The organism is Metallumcola ferriviriculae, from assembly GCF_035573695.1.
Lineage (GTDB): Bacteria > Bacillota > JADQBR01 > JADQBR01 > JADQBR01 > Metallumcola > Metallumcola ferriviriculae.
Genome location: NZ_CP121694.1, coordinates 70,819 through 89,600, shown reverse-complemented (window position 1 = coordinate 89,600; position 18,782 = coordinate 70,819). Strand labels below are relative to the sequence as shown.

Annotated in this window: 14 protein-coding genes; all 14 read left to right on the top strand. The window is 46.6% G+C overall.

Features of this window, described 5'->3' with window-relative positions; all coding sequences use genetic code 11:
• Nucleotides 1-56: 56 nt before the first annotated feature.
• Nucleotides 57-476 (top strand): hypothetical protein, encoded by a 420-nt coding sequence (locus tag MFMK1_RS00405; RefSeq protein ID WP_366923223.1) that lies wholly within the window; start codon nt 57-59, stop codon nt 474-476.
• Between the two features lie 577 nt (nt 477-1,053).
• Nucleotides 1,054-2,085 carry an N-acetyl-gamma-glutamyl-phosphate reductase gene (argC, locus tag MFMK1_RS00400; RefSeq protein ID WP_366923222.1) on the top strand — a complete coding sequence of 344 codons (1,032 nt, stop codon included), beginning with the start codon at nt 1,054-1,056 and terminating at the stop codon, nt 2,083-2,085.
• A gap of 39 nt (nt 2,086-2,124) precedes the next feature.
• Nucleotides 2,125-3,345, top strand: coding sequence for a bifunctional glutamate N-acetyltransferase/amino-acid acetyltransferase ArgJ (argJ, locus tag MFMK1_RS00395; RefSeq protein WP_366923221.1), 1,221 nt, complete (start codon nt 2,125-2,127; stop codon nt 3,343-3,345).
• 80 nt (nt 3,346-3,425) lie between these two features.
• Nucleotides 3,426-4,322: an acetylglutamate kinase gene (gene argB / locus MFMK1_RS00390; protein WP_366923220.1), complete on the top strand. Its 897-nt coding sequence runs from the start codon at nt 3,426-3,428 to the stop codon at nt 4,320-4,322.
• 8 nt (nt 4,323-4,330) lie between these two features.
• On the top strand, nt 4,331-5,524 hold the full coding sequence (locus MFMK1_RS00385; RefSeq protein WP_366923219.1) for an acetylornithine transaminase: 1,194 nt from the start codon (nt 4,331-4,333) through the stop codon (nt 5,522-5,524).
• Nucleotides 5,525-5,527: 3 nt separating this feature from the next.
• A complete protein-coding gene (carA, locus tag MFMK1_RS00380) occupies nt 5,528-6,604 on the top strand; it encodes a glutamine-hydrolyzing carbamoyl-phosphate synthase small subunit (protein WP_366923218.1) in 1,077 nt (358 codons plus the stop codon).
• 19 nt (nt 6,605-6,623) lie between these two features.
• Nucleotides 6,624-9,845 (top strand): carbamoyl-phosphate synthase large subunit, encoded by a 3,222-nt coding sequence (gene carB / locus MFMK1_RS00375; protein ID WP_366923217.1) that lies wholly within the window; start codon nt 6,624-6,626, stop codon nt 9,843-9,845.
• A 77-nt stretch (nt 9,846-9,922) separates the two neighbouring features.
• Complete coding sequence (argF, locus tag MFMK1_RS00370; protein WP_366923216.1) at nt 9,923-10,849, top strand: ornithine carbamoyltransferase; 927 nt, start codon at nt 9,923-9,925, stop codon at nt 10,847-10,849.
• Nucleotides 10,850-10,882: 33 nt separating this feature from the next.
• Nucleotides 10,883-12,085, top strand: coding sequence for an argininosuccinate synthase (locus tag MFMK1_RS00365; protein ID WP_428846282.1), 1,203 nt, complete (start codon nt 10,883-10,885; stop codon nt 12,083-12,085).
• Nucleotides 12,086-12,133: 48 nt separating this feature from the next.
• A complete protein-coding gene (gene argH, locus MFMK1_RS00360) occupies nt 12,134-13,534 on the top strand; it encodes an argininosuccinate lyase (RefSeq protein ID WP_366923215.1) in 1,401 nt (466 codons plus the stop codon).
• Nucleotides 13,535-13,621: 87 nt separating this feature from the next.
• Nucleotides 13,622-15,139 carry a sodium:solute symporter family transporter gene (locus MFMK1_RS00355; RefSeq protein WP_366923214.1) on the top strand — a complete coding sequence of 506 codons (1,518 nt, stop codon included), beginning with the start codon at nt 13,622-13,624 and terminating at the stop codon, nt 15,137-15,139.
• Nucleotides 15,126-16,439, top strand: a complete 1,314-nt coding sequence (locus MFMK1_RS00350) for a phenylacetate--CoA ligase family protein (protein WP_366923213.1) — start codon at nt 15,126-15,128, stop codon at nt 16,437-16,439. The genes MFMK1_RS00355 and MFMK1_RS00350 overlap by 14 nt, the downstream gene beginning before the upstream one ends.
• The gene (gene iorA, locus MFMK1_RS00345; protein ID WP_366923212.1) at nt 16,439-18,187 is read left to right on the top strand and encodes an indolepyruvate ferredoxin oxidoreductase subunit alpha; all 1,749 of its coding nucleotides are present in this window, start codon (nt 16,439-16,441) and stop codon (nt 18,185-18,187) included. The genes MFMK1_RS00350 and iorA overlap by 1 nt, the downstream gene beginning before the upstream one ends.
• Nucleotides 18,180-18,761: an indolepyruvate oxidoreductase subunit beta gene (locus MFMK1_RS00340; protein ID WP_366923211.1), complete on the top strand. Its 582-nt coding sequence runs from the start codon at nt 18,180-18,182 to the stop codon at nt 18,759-18,761. Before iorA ends, MFMK1_RS00340 begins: the two co-directional genes overlap by 8 nt.
• The last annotated feature ends 21 nt before the right edge of the window (nt 18,762-18,782 follow it).

Genomic DNA, 18,782 nt, shown 5'->3' with positions numbered 1-18,782 from the left:
CAGGGTTTAAGCCGGTATTTATAGAATAATGTCTAAAAAGCCCTTGGGGTGATAAAATGCAAAAAATATTACAAGTTGTGGCGGTTATTGCGGTGTTTGGTGGTCTGATGCTGTTTAACCGGTACGCCCTTACTCTGGGACAAGCAGCTCAGGAGTCAGTTAATGAATATTATATTCAGCGTATAATTATGGCTGTCTGGCTGGCCTTGGCCGGCTTTGTTGTCGAACTGCCGCGTATTTATCGTGATTTAAGCCAACCGGGAGGAAGGTTTGCTATTGACTGGGCGGTGCTGTTAGTCCTTGGGCTTCCTGCATTGGCATTAGCGTTGCTGCCGATTCTGGTAGCAGGAGGTAAAGTTCCTGTGCCTCTTTGGCTGCTTCAGCCCAATGCGTTACCTGCGGAAGTAATAGGTGCCTTTTTATTTGGCCTATCTGTGGGGAAGTCTATAATTCAGGAAGAATATCGGGTTTTTTAAAATAGGATGTTTGCTTCAATTTCGGGCAGGGTGCACTATGCCTAAATGGCAGTGAGAGAATATCCAGCTCACAGGTACCGTCTTTTTGGTGCTGGCAATTGCCTTCACAGATAATTTCCGGCATTGATAGACCTCCTTTTAAAATTGATTGGTAAGTGTTTAGTATAACCAAAAAAAACGAAAAATCTCCGGATTAACGGAGGTTTTTTTAATGTATAGGTTCCCATGCCGCTAGCGCGGCACCATCCTGGGAATGAAAATAGGTATTTTCAGGACAGGAAATTATGGTGCTAAATGCCGGATGGCATAAAAGCCATTGTTTCATAATTGTAAGTGTTTTCGATTACCTTCTTCTTTTGAGCGAAAAGAAAATCGTATTATCCGGAAAATCGGGATAACCTTAAAGCAGGGTTTCCGACAGTTAACAAAGACTTGCTAGCTTTTGCTAATTTAAATGGCATTTGTGCAAAATAAAGTAAATGTTTTTTTAAAGATTTATGTTTATAGAGGAAAAGTCATTGCATGAATATGCAACAGAGTGTATAATTATAACAATAATTATTTAAAGGGTGATGTTATGAAGGTCGGTATTGTTGGCGCTACCGGTTACACTGGGGTGCAATTGGTACAAATTTTATCACGACATGAGAATGCGGAAATATCTTTTGTCACTTCGCAAAGCTATGCAGGCAGGCAGCTGGCGGAGGTATATCCCCATTTGGCTGGTTTGGATTTAGTATTGACAGAATACAGTCCTGCATTGCTTCAGCGGTGTGACTGTCTGTTTATTGCTTTACCGCATGGTTTATCTGGGCCGGTTGTGGCGGATGCCAGGGAGCAAGGGGTTAAGGTGATTGATTTAGGAGCTGATTTCCGTCTGGACGACGCCGGTACCTATCAACAGTGGTACGGCAGCGAGCACAGTCATCCACAATGGCTGCGGCAGGGTGTTTACGGGTTACCGGAAATTAATCGTGCAAAGATCGGTAACGCCCAACTGGTTGCTAATCCCGGATGCTATCCCACCACAGTTTTATTGGCTTTGGCACCGCTTGCAGATAAAGGGTTGGTCAATCCAGGTAGTATAATTATCGATGCCAAATCAGGTGTGTCGGGAGCAGGTCGCAAAGTATCATTAACAACGCATTATAGTGAAGTTAACGATTCCATAACCGCTTATGGAGTGGCTTCCCACCGACACACTCCGGAAATTGAACAGGAATTAGGGAAATTCTTTAACGCAGAGGTGAAAGTAAGCTTTACACCCCATCTGGTGCCCATGACTCGGGGCATGCTTAGTACCATTTATGCTTCTTTGTCTAAAACGGTGAATGAGGATGAATTGCGAGCTATATACCAAGATTATTATCAGGGGGAACCGTTTGTTCAGCTTTTATCCCCCGGGCAATGGCCCAAGACTAAGTACTGTTATGGTTCAAACCGATGTTTCTTAAACCTGACTGTAGACCAAAGGACCGGTAGATTGATATTAGTCAGCTGTATCGATAATTTAGTTAAAGGTGCATCAGGCCAGGCAGTACAGAATTTTAATATTTTAGCCGGACTGCCTGAGGATACCGGACTGGCGGGTATGGGCATGATGCCGTAAAAGGGAATTTAGATAATAATTTCGATGGGGGTAGGATTAATGATTGACTACAAGGTGATACCAGGTGGGATTACGGCAGTAGAAGGATTTAGCGCTGCCGGGGTCCAGGTGAATATTAAAAAAGCTAAAAAGGACATGGCCATGGTATATTGCCATACCCCTGCCCGCGCGGCAGCGGTATATACTCAAAATAAGGTAAAGGCGGCACCGATAGTGGTAAACGCCCAAAATTTAAGCCAGGGTGAAGCTCAGGCTATTGTGGTGAACAGCGGCGTGGCCAATGCTTGTACGGGTGAGCAGGGGTTGGCGGACGCCCGGGAAATGGTAAGTTTGACGGCAGAACTGTTAGGTCTTGAGTCTCATCAGATTATAGTAGCTTCTACCGGTGTGATCGGTGTGAATCTACCCATGGATAAGGTGCGGCAGGGTATCAAAGAATGCTCTCGAAAGCTATCCCCTGACGGTGGACTGGATGCGGCTGCGGCCATTATGACCACGGACACTTATCCTAAGGAGTATGCGGTGGAATTTGAGCTGGATGGTAAAAAAGTGGTTATCGGCGGGATGTCTAAGGGTAGTGGTATGATTCACCCTAATATGGCTACCATGCTGGGTTTTTTGTCCACCAATATCAGCATATCTAAAGAAATGCTTAAGGCGACTTTATCCCATGTGGTGGACGAAACATTTAATATGATCACAGTAGACGGAGATACCAGTACCAATGATATGGTAGCAGTCTTGGCGTCTGGAAGCGCAGGCAATGCGGAAATTACTACTATGGACAAGAATTATCATGCCTTTACTAAAGTTCTGAAAGAGGTGGCTGCCCATCTAGCCAAGGAAGTGGTTCGTGATGGGGAAGGAGCAACCAAGCTGCTTTCCATCACTGTGGACCATGCATACACGGTTAAAGACGCACGGCGAGCGGCTATGGCAGTGGCCAATTCTAGTTTAGTTAAGACTGCCTTTTTTGGAGAGGATGCCAACTGGGGCAGGATTTTTTCCGCGGTGGGCTATTCCGGGGCAGAGTTTAGCCCTGGCAAAGTGGATATTTGGATTGAAAGCGAAGCGGGTTCGGAGCAGATGTTGTCTGCCGGTGCCGGGTTAAAATTTGACGAGGTGAAGACCGGGGAAATTCTCGCAAGAAGAGACATTAACGTCAAAATCGACCTTAAGGTTGGTGATAAAAGCGCTACTGCCTGGACCTGCGATTTTTCGTACGATTATGTAAAGATAAATGCTGACTATAGAACATAGGTAAGAGCAATAAAGGCTTATTCCTTTAATAAGGCAAAAGAGTGAGTTAGATAGTGGAGTGCGGGGAAAGGGGGAGAAAAATGATTTCTCCGTTAGAGAAAACTAACATTTTGATAGAAGCTTTACCATACATCAAAAAGTTCTACGGTCGGACAGTGGTAATTAAGTATGGTGGTAATGCGATGGTTAACGATGAATTAAGGCAGGCCGTGATTGTAGACGCTGTCCTGATGAAGTTTGTGGGCATGAACCCCGTAATTGTACATGGGGGTGGGCCGGAAATAAACCGGATGCTTAAAAGGGTCGGTAAAGAAACAGATTTTGTCAACGGGCTTCGGGTCACTGATAAGGAGACTATGGAAATTGTCGAGATGGTACTGGCAGGTAAGATAAATAAGGAAATAGTATCTTTAATTAATCAAAACGGTGGCAAGGCGGTAGGGCTAAGCGGGAAGGATGCTTCATTCATCCAAGCCAAACAAAAGCTGGCGTTTATAGAAAACGAGCATGGTCAGCGGCAGGAGGTAGATCTGGGTCATGTCGGTGCTGTTGCCGCCATAAATCCGGAGATAATTAACACTGTCATTGAAAAGGGATATATCCCGGTGGTGGCTCCTATCGGCTTAGGTGAAGACGGGGAAAGTTATAATATTAATGCAGATACGGTGGCCGGCGAGGTAGCCGGGGCTTTAGCAGCTGATAAACTGGTGCTGTTAACAGACGTAGAGGGAATTATGCGTGACAGCAGCAGTGCTGACACACTGATATCCTCTCTCGCGGTTTCCCAAATTCCTGCTTTGATTAAACAAGGGATTATCGGCGGCGGGATGATACCTAAAGTAGAGTGCTGTATTAGTGCCTTGGCAAAGGGTGTTGGTCGTACTCACATCATTGACGGGCGCCTTAGACATTCGCTGTTATTAGAGATCTTTACCGATGAAGGTATTGGAACCATGGTTGTTAGGGATGAGGAGTGATTTAAGATATGACTAATCAGGAAATCGTTGAGCAGGGCAAGAAATATGTCATGAATACTTACGGCCGGTTACCTCTGGCATTAGTTAAAGGCCAGGGGCCTCGGGTTTGGGATGCTGATGGTAAAGAGTATTTGGATTTTGTAGGCGGGTTAGCGGTCAATTCTTTGGGTCACTGCCATCCGGCGGTTAGCGAGGCAATTGCTGCTCAAGCCCGCCAGTTGATACATTGTTCCAATCTTTATTGGATTGAACCCCAGGTCAAGCTGGCTCAAATACTTGTGGAAAGATCCGGTCTCGGTCAAGCGTTCTTTTGTAACAGCGGAGCCGAAGCTAATGAGTCGGCCATCAAGCTGGCGCGGAAGTACGCCAAAACAAATTGGGGCGAGGAGAAGTACGAGATTATTTCCATGCAAAAATCCTTTCATGGGCGGACTTTAGCGACACTGACTGCCACAGGGCAGGAAAAATTCCACAACGGTTTTGCGCCGCTTCCTGAAGGGTTTAAATATGTTCCTTTTAATGATATTGGGGCATTGGAGGCTGCCATCAGTCCCGTAACCTGTGCTGTGTTATTGGAGCCGGTGCAGGGAGAAGGTGGTGTCTTCACAGCGGACAGCCAATATCTTAAGCAGGTAAAAGAGCTTTGTGAAGCTAACCAGATCCTGCTAATTTTTGACGAAGTTCAGTGTGGTATTGGCAGAACCGGCAAATGGTTTGCTTTCCAACAGTCAGGCGTGATGCCGGACATACTTTCCTTAGCTAAAGCACTGGGAGGCGGGACGGCCATTGGCGCTATGCTGGCCGGGGAAAAGGTGGCTTCCGGATTTCAGCCGGGAGACCATGCATCTACTTTTGGTGGAAACCCATTGGCCTGTGCTGCGGCTGTAGCAGCGATGACGGCTATGGCAGAGGAAAAAGTTGTTGGTAACGCAGCCGAAATAGGTGATTATTTTCGAGAAAAGTTATCTGCACTAATAGATAGATATGATTTTGTTACCGAAGTGCGCGGCAGCGGGCTGATGTTGGGGCTGCAGCTGACCAAACCCGGCGCAGCCATAGTGGAATATTGTCTCCGGGCAGGCTTGCTGATTAACTGTGTAGCCGGTGATACGCTGCGATTTTTACCGCCGCTTAACATTACTACAGTTGAAGTGGATGAGGCTATGAGCATCCTGGAGCGGGCTTTGGAAGCGGGTGATTAAAAAGTGACTTCAGCAGTTTTAATACTTGAAGACGGGAAGAAATATTATGGTACGGGCCTCGGTTACCAGGGAACGGTTTTAGGCGAAGTGGTTTTCAATACCGGGATGACCGGTTATCAAGAGGTACTTACTGATCCGTCCTATACAGGGCAGATAGTCACTATGACTTATCCGCTGATTGGCAATTACGGTATCACTGATGATTACGCAGAATCAAACGGTCCAAAAGTGAGAGGTTTTGTAGTGCGAGAAGCATGCAAAATGCCCAGCAACTGGCGTAACGAAGGTACGGTTGATGAATACTTGTCCAGGCATAATATTATGGGTGTAAGTGGGATAGATACCCGTTCTTTGACTCGGCGCATCCGTTCGCTGGGTACGCTGCGGGGGGCCATAACCACAGAAGAAGAATTAGTGGCTAATCCCGACTCACTGCTGGAACAGGTGAGGCAGATGACAACAAACGGCCCTGAATTAGTACGTACTGTCACTACGGAAAAAGTCTATCATCTGCCCGGCCAGGGACCGAAGGTCGTGGTCATGGATTTTGGTATTAAACAAAATATCCTGCGCATGCTGCAGGAGTATGGCTGGGATGTTACCGTTGTACCCAGTTACACATCAGCTAAAGAAATTATGGCTTTGGCACCCGGGGGTCTATTCTTATCAAATGGCCCCGGAGATCCCAAGGACGTGCCTGAGGCAGTGGCTACGGTGAGGGAGTTAATGAATGTTTTACCTGTGGCCGGTATTTGCTTGGGTCATCAGGTAATTGGTCTAGCCCTTGGCTGCGAGACTTATAAGCTGAAATTTGGCCATAGGGGTGCTAACCATCCGGTGAAGGATATTGGCAGCAATCGTACTTTTATTACCTCTCAAAACCATGGCTATGCCATTGATGGCAGAAGTCTTCCTAGTAATGTGGAGATGACCCACCAAAACATTAACGACGATACAGTAGAAGGACTGCGGGTAAAGGATAGGCCTATTTTTAGCGTGCAGTATCACCCCGAAGCGGCACCGGGGCCCGAGGATTCCCGGTACCTCTTTGACCAATTCACTAGATTGATGACACAGTAACTAGCAAGGAGTGGTACTTTTGCCCAAGATAGATTATTTGCAGAAAGTATTGGTGATAGGATCGGGTCCGATAATAATCGGTCAGGCAGCAGAATTCGACTATGCCGGTACTCAGGCATGTAAGGCACTGAGGGAGGAAGGATTGGAAGTAGTACTTGTCAATTCTAACCCGGCAACTATCATGACCGACGGAGATATTGCAGATAGAGTTTATATAGAACCATTAAATATGGAAACACTGAGCCGTATTATTAAGCAAGAGAAACCCCAGGGCCTATTACCCACTTTAGGCGGGCAGACAGGTCTCAATCTGGCGGTTGAGCTTTACGAAGGCGGCATCTTGGATAAATATGGAGTGGAGCTGCTGGGTACACCGGTAGAATCCATTAAACAAGCAGAGGATAGGGATGAGTTTAAGCAGCTGATGCTGGATATTGGTGAACCTATCCCTGAAAGTACAATTGTTAGCTCCTTGGAGCAGGCAAAGGACTTTATCGCAAGGGTCGGGTACCCGGTAATAATTCGACCTGCCTACACAATGGGGGGCAGCGGCGGCGGCATTGCCCATACTGATAAGCAGTTAGCAGAGATTCTTGCTCGCGGTTTAAAATTGAGTATGATCGGGGAAGTCCTGCTTGAAAAAAGTGTTGCCGGCTGGAAAGAGATAGAATATGAAGTGATGCGGGATGGTAAAGACAACTGTATCACTATATGTAACATGGAAAACGTTGACCCTGTAGGTATCCATACTGGCGACAGCATTGTGGTGGCACCGTCTCAGACATTATCGGATAAGGAATATCAAATGCTGCGCAGCGCATCATTAAAGATAATCCGCGCTTTGAAAGTTGAAGGCGGTTGTAATGTTCAGTTTGCTTTAAACCCTGAAAGCATGGAATATATAGTTATCGAGGTAAATCCTAGGGTGAGTCGTTCTAGTGCCCTGGCATCCAAGGCAACTGGGTACCCGATTGCCAAAATGGCTGCAAAAATAGCCATTGGTCTAGGCCTTGACGAAATTACCAATCCGGTTACCGGTAAAACCTCGGCTTGTTTCGAACCCACGTTGGATTATGTGGTAGTAAAGATTCCTCGCTGGCCGTTTGATAAATTTAACTTTGCCGACAGGACTCTTTCTACGCAGATGAAGGCCACTGGAGAAGTGATGGCAATTGATCGGACTTTTGAATCTGCACTGCTAAAAGCGGTGAGATCGTTGGACATTGGCTTTTATGGTCTGCGCATTCCCGATTCCCTGATCTGGTCGGATATGGAAGTGGAGCATAAGCTTAGCAGTGCCGATGATGAGCGGATATTTGTAGTGGCTGAGGCCTTTCGCAGGGACTGGAACATCAAAGAAGTGGAGCTTCTAAGTAAGATAGACCGTTTTTTCCTGGAAAAGATTAAGTATCTAGTATCCTTGGAAAAACGGTTAATCAAGGAAAAACTGTCGCCGCAGTTGATGAAAGAGTTAAAAGCAGCAGGATTTTCGGACTACCAGATTGCTAAAATTATCGGTATAAATACCCAGGAGATTCGAGATTACCGTAAAAATGCCGGTATTATACCGGTCTATAAGGTAGTGGATACCTGTGCGGCCGAATTTGAAGCAGACACGCCATATTATTACTCTACCTATGAGGAAGAAAACGAAGTGGTGGTATCTGATGGTAAAAAAGTACTTGTGATTGGGTCAGGCCCAATTAGAATTGGTCAAGGAATAGAATTTGATTATTGCTCCGTGCATTCGGTTTGGGCTTTAAGGGAGGCAGGAGTTCAATCAATAATCATTAATAATAACCCCGAAACTGTCAGTACCGACTTTGACACATCGGATAAACTGTTTTTTGAACCACTGACTTTGGAAGATGTATTAAATATAGTTGATATCGAGAACCCCGATGGTGTTATTGTACAATTTGGCGGCCAGACAGCTATTAATTTAGCTAATGGTCTGGCGGAACATGGAGTGCCGCTGTTAGGTTCATCCATGGACTCCATTGACACAGCAGAAGACCGGGATAGATTTGAAAAGCTGTTACGTGCTTTAGAAATACCCCAAACAGAAGGACGGTCTGTAACTAATGAAGCACAGGCCTTAGATGCAGCCGTAGAATTAGGTTTTCCGGTAGTAGTACGGCCTTCTTATGTTATCGGAGGGCGTGCTATGGAAGTGGTTCATGATGTGGAAGAGCTAAAGACCTATATGAAAACAGCAGTAAGGGTCTCGCCAAAGCACCCGGTGCTGGTTGATAAATATATCCGGGGTAAGGAAGTAGAAGTGGATGCTATTGCAGACGGGAGCGATTGCCTCATTCCCGGTATTATGGAGCATATTGAGCGGGCGGGCGTACATTCGGGCGACAGTATGGCTGTTTACCCACCCCAGAGCTTAAGCGAAGCAGAAATCAATCAGATTGTGGACTATACTATGCGCATTGCCCGGGCATTAGCAGTCAAAGGGCTGCTCAATATTCAGTATGTTGTGGACCGGGGTAAGGTCTATGTGTTAGAAGTTAACCCTCGGGCATCCCGCACGGTGCCCATTCTAAGTAAAGTAACCGGGATACCTATGGTGAAAGTGGCAACAAAGGTGATGTTAGGCGAGACGGTGAAGCAGCAGGGTTATACACCGGGCTTAAAGGAACCTGTAGACTACGTAGCAGTAAAGTCACCGGTATTTTCATTTGAAAAACTTACTAGGGTGGAGCCATCCCTGGGCCCAGAAATGAAGTCTACCGGAGAAGTAATGGGACTGGACAGCACATTTTCCGGGGCAATGTATAAGGCCATAACCGGCAGCGGTCTGGCAGTGCCATCTGCCGGTACTATACTAGTATCTCTGGCAGACAAGGATAAAGAAGAAGCTTTAGCCCTGATGAGGGGCTTCAATCGCTTGGGATTCTGCTTGGTAGCAACGCAAGATACTGCAGAATTCTTAGGCCAACAAGGAATAAAGGTTAGCAAACTGCCGCCCGAACAGCGTGAGGATATCAGCGGATATGTTCGTTCAGGCGGGGTGGACTTAGTAATTAATACACCAACAAAAGGGAAAATACCTGATAGATTCGGCTTTAAATTACGAAGGGCCGCTATTGAATACGGTGTACCCTGCCTGACATCGCTGGATACCGCCGAGGGGTTGTTAGCGGTGGTCGAAGCACGAAAGAAAGGCCAAACATGGGATTGCCAAGCGGTGAGTGACTATCTTCATCCAATAACTTTACAAAATGGTGCCTGACACCATTTTGTAAAGTTATTGTCAATACCGGCTTTTTTGGATAAACTAGAGGGAAAGAATGGAAGGAGGCAGCGATAATGCAGCCTGTAGATATAGAACTGCGGGGCAGGGATTTCTTAAATCTTAATGACTTCTCTGCTCAGGAAATAGATTATTTGTTAAATTTGGCAGATAAACTGAAGCAGTCGCAAAAAAAAGGCGAACCACACCAAATTCTCAAGGGTAAAAGCCTGGCGATGATTTTTCATAAAAACTCCACCCGTACACGGGTTTCTTTTGAAGTGGGGATGTACCAATTAGGAGGTCAAGCCTTGTTTCTAGGGCAGGATTTGCAGCTGGGGCGAGGCGAAAGTGTGGTAGATACGGCAAAGGTTTTATCAAGGTATGTCCAGGGCATTATGATTCGCACCTTCAGCCACCAACAGGTGGAGCAGTTAGCTCGGGAAGCGGATGTACCTGTTATTAACGGCCTGACGGATTTGCTGCATCCCTGTCAGGTGATGGCAGACCTGATGACGATTAAGGAAAATAAGGGCACCCTGTCAGGATTGAAAATGACTTATATCGGCGATGGTAATAATATGGCCCATTCGTTAATACATGGCTGCACTAAGATGGGGATGGAGATAAGGGTTGCCTGTCCCGGCGGCTATGAACCGGAAGAGTCTATTATAGAGGGTGTCAAGAATAATGAGGGCAAAGTTATAGTGACGCACGATGTACGGGAGGCCGCTCAAGGGGTTGATGTCTTATATACGGATGTGTGGGCTAGTATGGGCCAGGAAAGAGAACAAAAAGAGAGACAGAGGGCTTTTTCAGGTTACCAGATAAATAAAGCACTGCTATCGCTAGCTAAAGCGGATGCAGTGGTGATGCACTGCCTGCCTGCCCACCGGGGAGAGGAAATTACCACTGAAGTTATTGATGGTCCCCGGTCAGTAATTTTTGACCAGGCAGAGAATCGACTACATGTGCAAAAAGCTGTGATGGCTTCGGTAATGTAGACAAAATATCTGATACAAATTGGAGGTATAGTTATGAAAAAAGTAGTGCTAGCGTATTCCGGCGGGTTGGATACATCCATTATTATCCCCTGGTTAAAGGAAAACTATGGCTACCAGGTTATTGCCATGGCAGCTGATGTGGGCCAGGGTGAAGAGTTAGAACCCCTGGAGGAAAAAGCGATTAAAACCGGTGCAGAAAAACTGTACATAGAACGTGTAACAGAAGAATTTCTTACCGACTTTGTCTGGCCGACGTTAAAAGCAGGGGCCATTTATGAGGGGAAATACCTTCTGGGAACTTCCTTTGCCCGACCCTTAATCGCGAAAAAACTGGTGGAAATTGCTCATCAAGAAGGTGCCGAGGCAATTGCTCATGGCGCCACCGGTAAAGGTAACGACCAGGTGCGTTTTGAGCTGACGGTCAAGGCCTTGGATCCGGACCTTAAAATCGTGGCTCCCTGGCGGGAATGGGATATCAAGTCCCGGGACGATGCCATTGATTATGCTAAGGAGCGGGGTATTCCGGTGCCGGTGACTAAAAAGCGGCCCTATAGCATGGATCGTAATATCTGGCACTTGAGCCATGAAGGCGGCGATTTGGAAAATCCCTGGAATGAGCCCCAGGATGAGCTTTACCTGATGATTACTCCGCCCAAGGACGCCCCGGATAAGCCCACTTATATTGAAATTGATTTTGAACAAGGCACACCGGTGGCCGTTGACGGAGAGAGACTTGCACCCGTGGCCCTTTTGACAAAACTAAACGAAGCAGCTGCAGCAAATGGTGTGGGCATTATAGATATGGTGGAAAATCGTCTAGTGGGGATGAAGTCGCGTGGAGTATACGAAACCCCAGGTGGGACAGTGCTTTACCAGGCGCACCGGGAGTTAGAATACCTCACTCTTGACAGGGTCACCATGCATTATAAGGAGCAAATAGCTCTTAGATATGCCGAGCTGGTATACGACGGTGTCTGGTATTCACCATTGAGGGAAGCGCTGGATGCCTTTGTGGAAGTTACTCAGCGTACAGTGACAGGTAAGGTACGCATGAAACTGTACAAGGGGAGCTGTACTCCTGCCGGAACACAATCACCTTATTCATTGTACAGTGAGGAATTTGCAACCTTCGGTGAAGATGCGGTGTATAACCAGAAGGATGCAGAAGGGTTTATTAATCTTTTTGGCCTGCCTCTTAAGGTAAGGGCGCTGATGGATAAAAAGACATCCAAGTAGAAATAGATGATAGTTTTTTATTAACATTAAAAAGAGGTGCTGTTTATCATGAAACTGTGGGGCGGTCGTTTCACAAAGGATACAGACAGTTTGGTGGAGGATTTTCATTCCTCCATTTCTTTTGACAAAAGACTTTATCGACAGGATATTCGAGGCAGTATGGCCCATGCGCGCATGCTGGGGGAGACCGGCATAATCGCACGAGAGGATGCTGAAAATATTATCCGGGGTTTGCAGCAAATCTTGGCTGATTTGGAAGCGGGCCGAGGTGAGTTGTCGGTACATGCTGAAGATATCCATATGAATGTAGAACAGCTGCTGATAGAGAGAGTGGGCGAGGTAGGTAAAAAACTGCATACCGCTCGCAGCAGAAATGATCAAGTTGCTTTAGATACTCGCATGTTTTTGAAAGAGGAAATAGTTGAAATATCCGAGCTGCTGATAAAAACTCAGCAGGCGTTGGTGGAGTTGGCAGAGCAGCATACTGATACGGTCATGCCCGGGTATACTCACCTGCAAAAGGCCCAGCCCATTACCTTTGCACATCACCTGATGGCCTATTTCGAAATGTTTCAGAGGGATTGGCAGCGACTGCGGGACTGCTATGGGCGCACTGACGTCTGCCCCCTGGGTTCCGGGGCATTGGCCGGAACTACTTTTCCCATTGATCGGGAAATGGTAGCAGAAGAGTTAGGCTTTAATCGTATCAGTACCAATAGTTTGGACGGAGTCAGCGACAGGGATTATGTGATAGAATTTGCTGCTGCTGCTTCCCTGATTATGACTCACTTAAGCCGTTTGTGCGAAGAGATAATTCTTTGGGCCAGCGATGAGTTTTCCTTTATAAACCTCGATGATGCATACAGCACCGGCTCAAGCATCATGCCCCAGAAGAAGAATCCCGATGTCGCGGAATTGGTGCGTGGTAAATCCGGGCGAGTGTATGGGCATCTAATGGCGCTACTAACAATGGTTAAGGGTCTTCCCCTAGCCTATAATAAGGATTTGCAGGAAGATAAAGAAGCGTTATTTGATATAATTGATACCGTGAAAAAGAGCTTGTTAGTATTTGCGCCCATGATCGCTACTATCACCGTCAATACCGGTAGAATGTATCAAGGTGCCGGCGGTGGTTTTACCAATGCCACCGATGTGGCGGATTACCTGGTCAACAAGGGAATGGGATTTCGGGACGCGCACAGGATAGTGGGAGAACTAGTCTTTTATGCCATTGAGCAGGAAAAGGAACTGGAGAAATTGACTTTAGCGGAATACCGGCAGTTTGCAGATATGTTTGAGGAAGACATTTTTCAGGCAATTGCAATATCAACCTGTGTGGAGCGGCGGAATGTTCCCGGCGGTCCGGCTCCGGTAAGAGTCAAAGAAGCGGTGGCCCAGGCAAAAGTGGTAATGGAGACAAATAGTAAAGAATATAATGATAAAAATTGACAGGAATTTCTGAAAGGATTCCCGGGAGCTTTGTTGAATAGTAAAAGTTAGTTAAAATTTTGGTAGTATGGAAGGACGGTAGGCAAGATGAAGTTTACGGTTATTGCTATTTATGTCTTTGTGGTTATGGGTATTGCGGTGTATAGCATGCGTAAAACAAAAACTGAAGATGATTTTATCCTAGGTAACCGCAGTATTGGTCCTTGGGTATCTGCATTTGCATACGGCACGACGTATTTTTCGGCCGTATTATTTATTGGCTATGCGGGAAAAGTTGGCTGGGGTTTTGGCATGTCGGGTCTGTGGATCGTACTTGGTAATGCTTTAGTAGGCGGCTACTTAGCATGGAAGGTACTCGCTAAACCCACCCGCAGGATGACTACCCGGTTGGGGTCAAGGACTATGCCGGAGTTTTTAGAAGCTCGCTTTAATTGTAAGTCGATGAAGATTGTCTCCGCCCTGATTATATTTACCTTCCTTGTACCTTACTCTGCGTCCGTATATATGGGATTAAGTTATTTCTTTGAAGAAATTTTTCATATTGCTTTCGGTCAGGCACTGTTATTTATTGCTATTCTGACAGGGGCTTACTTGGTGATGGGTGGTTACTTTGCCATTACCATGACGGATTTCGTCCAGGGTATAGTGATGATGTTTGGTGTTATTCTATTGATCTTTTATGTGGTGACGGATGCTCATGTGGGTGGTTTATCAGCCGGTTTAGAAAAGTTGGCGGCAATTGAACCAAGGCTGGTACAGCCAGTTGGTCCTCCCGGCATTCTGCCGTTATTGTCGCTGGTAATATTGACAAGCTTGGGCGCCTGGGGACTGCCACAAATGGTACAGAAATTTTACGCCATTGAGAGTGAGCAGTCTATCCCCCAGGCCATGACTGTCACTACGGTTTTTGCATTTTTAATGACTCTTGGTGCTTACTTTACCGGCGGTTTCAGCCGTCTGTTCTTTGACAATCAGATGCCTTTAGGTCCCGGTGGGCAGCCAAGTCCTGATGTAATAATGCCTCAGATTATCAGTCAGGCTCTGCCGGAGATTGTCGGCGTAATATTATTATTACTGGTCTTGGCGGCATCCATGTCCACTTTGGCCTCCTTGGTGCTGGTGTCCAGTTCTGCCATTGTTGTTGATCTGGTGCAGGGCACCATGAAGCCGGATATGGATAGAAAGCATGTGGTGCTGCTGTTGAGAGTGTTTTGCGTCATCTTTATTGGTTTATCCGTCTACTTGGCGTTGACACCCACCGTTATTTTAACCCTGATGTCCATCTCTTGGGGAACTGTGGCCGGGGCGTTTTTAGCTCCTTACCTATATGGCCTTTACTGGCGGGGTACTACCCTTGCCGGGGCTTGGGCAGGTATTATCTCTGGCCTGAGCATTTCCCTGGGATTATCCATTTATACACATATGGATGCTCAGCTCATCCCTATGATTGGCTCGCTGGCCATTGTTGCACCGCTGGTGATAGTGCCTGCAGTGAGTGCTGTCACGAGTCCTTACTCGCACGAGCACTTGGCCAAAGTTTTTGGGGAAGAGTACCAGGATGGGCAAATATCTAGTGAAGGATTGATGACGCATGATTTGGGATGAAACTAATGAGTGTGGATCCCGGACACAGTTAGAGGAATTACAACTGACAAGACTTAAGGAAACTGTAAACCGCGTTTACCATCACGTGCCATTTTATCGGGAAAGGTTTGATGAGGCAGGTTTACGGCCCGGCGATATCAATTCATTGGCGGATATCCAGGCACTTCCCTTTACAACTAAGGATGACCTCAGGGAGAATTATCCCTTTAAGCTTTTTGCCGTACCGATGGAACAGGTGGTACGGGTACATGCATCGTCCGGTACCACTGGCAAACCGGTAGTTGTGGGCTATACGGCAAAGGACTTAGATACATGGACTGACCTTACCGCACGTATGGTAACTTTGGCTGGGGTTACTGCCAAGGATGTAGCTCAGGTGGCCTTTGGGTACGGACTTTTTACCGGGGGATTTGGGTTACACTATGGTTTGGAAAGAGCTGGAGCAACAGTTGTGCCGGCGTCCGGCGGTAACTCAGAAAAACAGATTATGCTGATGCAGGACTTTGGCACAACCGCTTTAATCAGTACTCCCACCTATGCCCTCTATTTGGCAGAAGTAGCGCAAAAGATGGGGTTGGACCCCCGGAAAGATTTGAAGCTGCGCATTGGTCTATTTGGCGGCGAGCCTTGGACTGAAGAGATGCGGCGGGAAATTGAACAGCGGTGGGATATTAAGGCGACAGATAACTACGGACTCAGCGAAGTGTTAGGTCCGGGTGTAGCAGGAGAGTGTCAATACGCAGCTGGGCATCACATCGCCGAAGACCATTTCCTAATCGAGGTTATAGACCCGGAAACCGGGAAGAACGTCGGCTTCGGTGAGGAGGGGGAACTAGTCTTTACAAGTCTTACTAAGGAAGCTTTTCCCGTAATTCGCTTCCGAACCAAGGATATCTCTATAGTAAATGTAGAACAGTGCCGCTGCGGGCGTACTACTGCGCGTATGCGTAAGGTCACCGGGCGTACGGATGATATGCTGATTATCCGGGGGGTTAACGTATTCCCCTCTCAAATTGAAAGTGTTTTGATGGAGATAGAAGGGGTAACTCCCCATTACAGAATAAATGTTACCAGGCGCGGATATCTGGATGAATTGGAAATTTTGGTAGAAGTACCGGAGCAAAAATTCAGCGGCCGCTTTAAGGAATTAGAGCTGTTGGAAACAAAGATTAAGCAAAAATTGCATTCTGTCTTGTCAATCAATGCTAAAGTACGTTTGGTGGAACCACACACCTTAGAACGTACTTCCGGTAAAGCAAAGCGAGTATATGACTACAGGAAGTCGGAAAGGGGAGCATAATGAAAACACTACTGTCAGGAAATGAAGCAATAGCCCGGGCCGCATATGAAGCAGGGGTCACCGTAGCTACGGCCTACCCGGGTACTCCCAGTACGGAGATTTTGGAAAATGTTGCACAGTATAAGGAAATTTATTCGGAATGGGCTCCCAATGAAAAAGTTGCCTTGGAAGTAGGTATCGGCGCTTCCATAGCCGGGGCTCGGGTATTGGTTGCCATGAAGCATGTTGGTGTAAATGTGGCGGCAGACCCCTTATTTACATTTGCATATACCGGTGTTAACGGCGGCTTAGTGTTAATATCTGCAGATGATCCGGGTATGCATAGTTCCCAAAATGAGCAGGATAATCGCTATTATGCTAAATTTTCTAAAATTCCCATGCTGGAGCCCAGTGATAGTCAGGAAGCAAAAGATATGGTTAAGATGGCATTCGCCCTGAGCGAAAGCTTTGATACGCCGGTAATGCTGCGTATCACCACTCGTATTGCTCACTCCCAAACGCTGGTAGAGCTGGAGGAACGCGAAGAGGTTGGTGTCAAGGAATATGTGAAAAATCCGCTAAAATACGTGATGATTCCCGCTTATGGTAGGATGCGGCATGTAGTAGTGGAAGAACGCCGACAAAAGTTGGAACAAGAGACAGAAAAGGTTACCGTTAATCGGATAGAGTGGAACAGTGAAGATATTGGAGTGATCACCAGCGGCATTAATTATCATTATGTCAAAGAAGTACTGCCGCAAGTATCAGTCTTGAAATTAGGTATGACTAATCCCTTGCCGAAGGAACTGATAAGTCAGTTTGTATCTCGAGTGGACAAGGCTTACGTAGTTGAAGATTTGGAACCATTCATGGAAGAGCAGATAAAGTCATGGGGACTTGAGGTAATTGGTAAAGAGACATTCCCCAGAACAGGAGAACTTAGTCCGGCATTGATAGAAGCAGGTATTACCGGGCAGTCAGCCGCAAGTGAAGCTGCGGCCACTGCAGCTCAGGAGATACCCAAAAGACCGCCGGTGCTTTGTGCGGGATGCCCGCATCGAGGCGTATACTATATTATTAATAAATTAAAACTGAAGGTGACCGGTGATATTGGCTGTTACACATTGGGAGCACTACCGCCCTTAGAGGCGATGGATTCCTGTATTTGTATGGGAGCCAGCATCGGCACTGCTTTAGGCATGGAGAAAGCCAGGGGCAGGGAATTTAGTAAGGATTTAGTGGCGGTAATAGGCGATTCTACTTTTATGCATTCAGGTATTACCGGACTGGTAGATGTGGTATATAACAAAGGTACCACCACTACCCTAATACTTGATAACCGCACCACGGCGATGACCGGTCATCAGGATAATCCGGCAACCGGCTACACCCTAAAAAAAGAGGAGACCAGTCAAGTAAATTTCGAGGAACTGGTAAAGGCGCTGGGTATCAAACGCGTAGCTGTTGTTGATCCTTATGACCTGGAGAAAGTTGAAGCAGTGTTAAAAGAGGAAACTCAGGCCGAGGAACCTTCGGTAATCATAGTACGACGGCCCTGTGCTCTACTAGATAAATCAACTAGACCGGCCATGGTTATTGATCAGGAGAGCTGCACTTCATGTAAGAGATGCATGAAATTGGCCTGCCCGGCTATTGCTCTTAAGGGGGAAGAAGTGGTTATTAACTATACTCAGTGCAGTGGTTGTGAGCTGTGTATGAAGGTATGCCGCTTCGGAGCTATTAAGAAGGCAGGTGAAAGCAATGAATAAACCGGTGAACATTCTTATTGTAGGTGTAGGCGGTCAGGGGACAGTTTTGGCCAGTAAAATTCTAGCTCAAGTAGCGCTGGAGATAGGTAGTAACGTAAAGGTTTCGGAAATCCATGGAATGTCCCAGCGGGGTGGTTCTGTTGTAACTCAAGTGCGTTTTGGTGAGCAGGTTTACTCTCCGATTATTAAGGAGGGCGGCGCAGATGTTATTCTAGCATTTGAGAAACTGGAAGCATTGAGATGGCAGACCTTTTTAGCACCCGGCGGGCATATGATAGTAAATGCTCAAGAGATTGACCCGATGCCGGTAATCATGGGCGCGGTTTCATATCCTAATGAGATAATTGAACAATTGGATGCTAATGCTGATAAGCTTACAGTTGTGGATGCCCTGCCATTGGCTGCAGATGCCGGCAACATCAAAGCCGCTAATGTAGTGCTGCTGGGTGTACTGGCTAAAAGCTTAGGTATAGACCGGGAAGTTTGGCTAAAGGCCCTGGAAGCAACAGTACCGGCTAGATTCCTGGATGTTAATAAAAAAGCTTTCGAAAAAGGTTTCGGACAAACTGCATAAGGAAATAATATAACTCGGGGG